1 rRNA gene is annotated in these 3,215 nt (G+C 59.1%); it reads right to left on the bottom strand.

Annotated features, from left to right (window positions below):
• Positions 1-28 precede the first annotated feature (28 nt).
• Positions 29-3,154, bottom strand: a 23S ribosomal RNA gene (locus LO771_RS29860).
• Positions 3,155-3,215: the final 61 nt, after the last annotated feature.

Raw genomic sequence — 3,215 nt, forward strand, 5'->3', positions numbered from 1 at the left:
AGAACTACACAGTGGACGCGGAGCAACTATGGACAAGCCCTCGGCCTATTAGTACCGGTCAGCTCCACCGATCACTCGGCTTCCACACCCGGCCTATCAACCCAGTCGTCTACTGGGAGCCTTACCCACTCAAAGGTGGTGGGAGCCCTCATCTCGAAGCAGGCTTCCCGCTTAGATGCTTTCAGCGGTTATCCCTCCCGAACGTAGCCAACCAGCCATGCCCTTGGCAGGACAACTGGCACACCAGAGGTTCGTCCGTCCCGGTCCTCTCGTACTAGGGACAGCCCTTCTCAAGACTCCTACGCGCACAGCGGATAGGGACCGAACTGTCTCACGACGTTCTAAACCCAGCTCGCGTACCGCTTTAATGGGCGAACAGCCCAACCCTTGGGACCTACTCCAGCCCCAGGATGCGACGAGCCGACATCGAGGTGCCAAACCATCCCGTCGATATGGACTCTTGGGGAAGATCAGCCTGTTATCCCCGGGGTACCTTTTATCCGTTGAGCGACGGCGCTTCCACAAGCCACCGCCGGATCACTAGTCCCTGCTTTCGCACCTGCTCGACCCGTCGGTCTCACAGTCAAGCTCCCTTGTGCACTTACACTCAACACCTGATTGCCAACCAGGCTGAGGGAACCTTTGGGCGCCTCCGTTACCCTTTAGGAGGCAACCGCCCCAGTTAAACTACCCACCAGACACTGTCCCTGATCCGGATCACGGACCCAGGTTAGACATCCAGCACGACCAGAGTGGTATTTCAACGACGCCTCCACAACAACTGGCGTTGCTGCTTCACCGGCTCCCACCTATCCTACACAAGCCGAACCGAACACCAATATCAAGCTGTAGTAAAGGTCCCGGGGTCTTTCCGTCCTGCTGCGCGAAACGAGCATCTTTACTCGTAATGCAATTTCACCGGGCCCGTGGTTGAGACAGTCGAGAAGTCGTTACGCCATTCGTGCAGGTCGGAACTTACCCGACAAGGAATTTCGCTACCTTAGGATGGTTATAGTTACCACCGCCGTTTACTGGCGCTTAAGTTCTCAGCTTCGCCCCGACGAATCGAGACTAACCGGTCCCCTTAACGTTCCAGCACCGGGCAGGCGTCAGTCCGTATACATCGCCTTACGGCTTCGCACGGACCTGTGTTTTTAGTAAACAGTCGCTTCTCGCTGGTCTCTGCGGCCACCACCAGCTCCAGGCGCAAGGCCCATCACCAGCAATGGCCCCCCTTCTCCCGAAGTTACGGGGGCATTTTGCCGAGTTCCTTAACCACGGTTCACCCGAACGCCTCGGTATTCTCTACCTGACCACCTGAGTCGGTTTGGGGTACGGGCCGCCATGAAACTCGCTAGAGGCTTTTCTCGACAGCATAGGATCATCCACTTCACCACAATCGGCTCGGCATCAGGTCTCAGACTTATGTGCGGGGCGGATTTGCCTACCCCACGTCCTACACCCTTACCCCGGGACAACCACCGCCCGGGCTGGACTACCTTCCTGCGTCACCCCATCGCTCACCTACTACCAGCTCGGGCCGCCGGCTCCACCACTCCCCCTCACTCCGAAGAGATCGGGGGCGGCTTCACGGGCTTAGCATCACTGGGTTCGACGCTGGCGCTTCATAGCGGGTACGGGAATATCAACCCGTTGTCCATCGACTACGCCTGTCGGCCTCGCCTTAGGTCCCGACTTACCCTGGGCAGATCAGCTTGACCCAGGAACCCTTGGTCAATCGGCGCAAGAGTTTCCCACTCTTGTATCGCTACTCATGCCTGCATTCTCACTCGTGAACCGTCCACGACTGGCTTCCGCCGCCGCTTCACCCGGCACACGACGCTCCCCTACCCACCCACACACCCGTTGGGGCTATTGTGTGAGTGACACGGCTTCGGCGGTGTGCTTGAGCCCCGCTACATTGTCGGCGCGGAATCACTTGACCAGTGAGCTATTACGCACTCTTTCAAGGGTGGCTGCTTCTAAGCCAACCTCCTGGTTGTCTCTGCGACTCCACATCCTTTCCCACTTAGCACACGCTTAGGGGCCTTAGCCGGTGTTCTGGGCTGTTTCCCTCTCGACCACGGAGCTTATCCCCCGCAGTCTCACTGCCGCGCTCTCACTTACCGGCATTCGGAGTTTGGCTAAGGTCAGTAACCCGGTGAGGCCCATCGCCTATCCAGTGCTCTACCTCCGGCAAGAAACACGCGACGCTGCACCTAAATGCATTTCGGGGAGAACCAGCTATCACGGAGTTTGATTGGCCTTTCACCCCTAACCACAGGTCATCCCCCAGGTTTTCAACCCTGGTGGGTTCGGGCCTCCACACGGTCTTACCCGCGCTTCACCCTGCCCATGGCTAGATCACTCCGCTTCGGGTCTTGGGCGCGCGACTGAAGTCGCCCTGTTCGGACTCGCTTTCGCTACGGCTCCCCCACACGGGTTAACCTCGCCACGCACCGCAAACTCGCAGGCTCATTCTTCAAAAGGCACGCAGTCACGGCCGGCAGGACAAGCCCGCCGACGACGCTCCCACGGCTTGTAGGCACACGGTTTCAGGTACTATTTCACTCCGCTCCCGCGGTACTTTTCACCATTCCCTCACGGTACTATCCGCTATCGGTCACCAGGGAATATTTAGGCTTAGCGGGTGGTCCCGCCAGATTCACACGGGATTTCTCGGGCCCCGTGCTACTTGGGAAACGCGCAAGAGAGCCGCCATGATTTCGTCTACGGGGGTCTTACCCTCTACGCCGGGCCTTTCGCATGCCCTTCGACTACCACGACGGTTTCTGACTCTCCGACCGGCCGGCAGACCGGTCCAGCACACTCCCACAACCCCGCCTGCGCAACCCCTGCCGGGTATCACACACAGACGGTTTGGCCTCATCCGGTTTCGCTCGCCACTACTCCCGGAATCACGGTTGTTTTCTCTTCCTGCGGGTACTGAGATGTTTCACTTCCCCGCGTTCCCTCCACACTGCCTATGTGTTCAGCAGCGGGTGACAGCCCATGACGACTGCCGGGTTTCCCCATTCGGACACCCCCGGATCACAGCTCGGTTGACAGCTCCCCGGGGCCTATCGCGGCCTCCCACGTCCTTCATCGGTTCCTGGTGCCAAGGCATCCACCGTGCGCCCTTAAAAACTTGGCCACAGATGCTCGCGTCCACTGTGCAGTTCTCAAACAACGACCAGCCACCCGCCCGCCACCAG

Source organism: Streptacidiphilus sp. ASG 303 (assembly GCF_020991365.1).
Classification (GTDB): domain Bacteria; phylum Actinomycetota; class Actinomycetes; order Streptomycetales; family Streptomycetaceae; genus Peterkaempfera.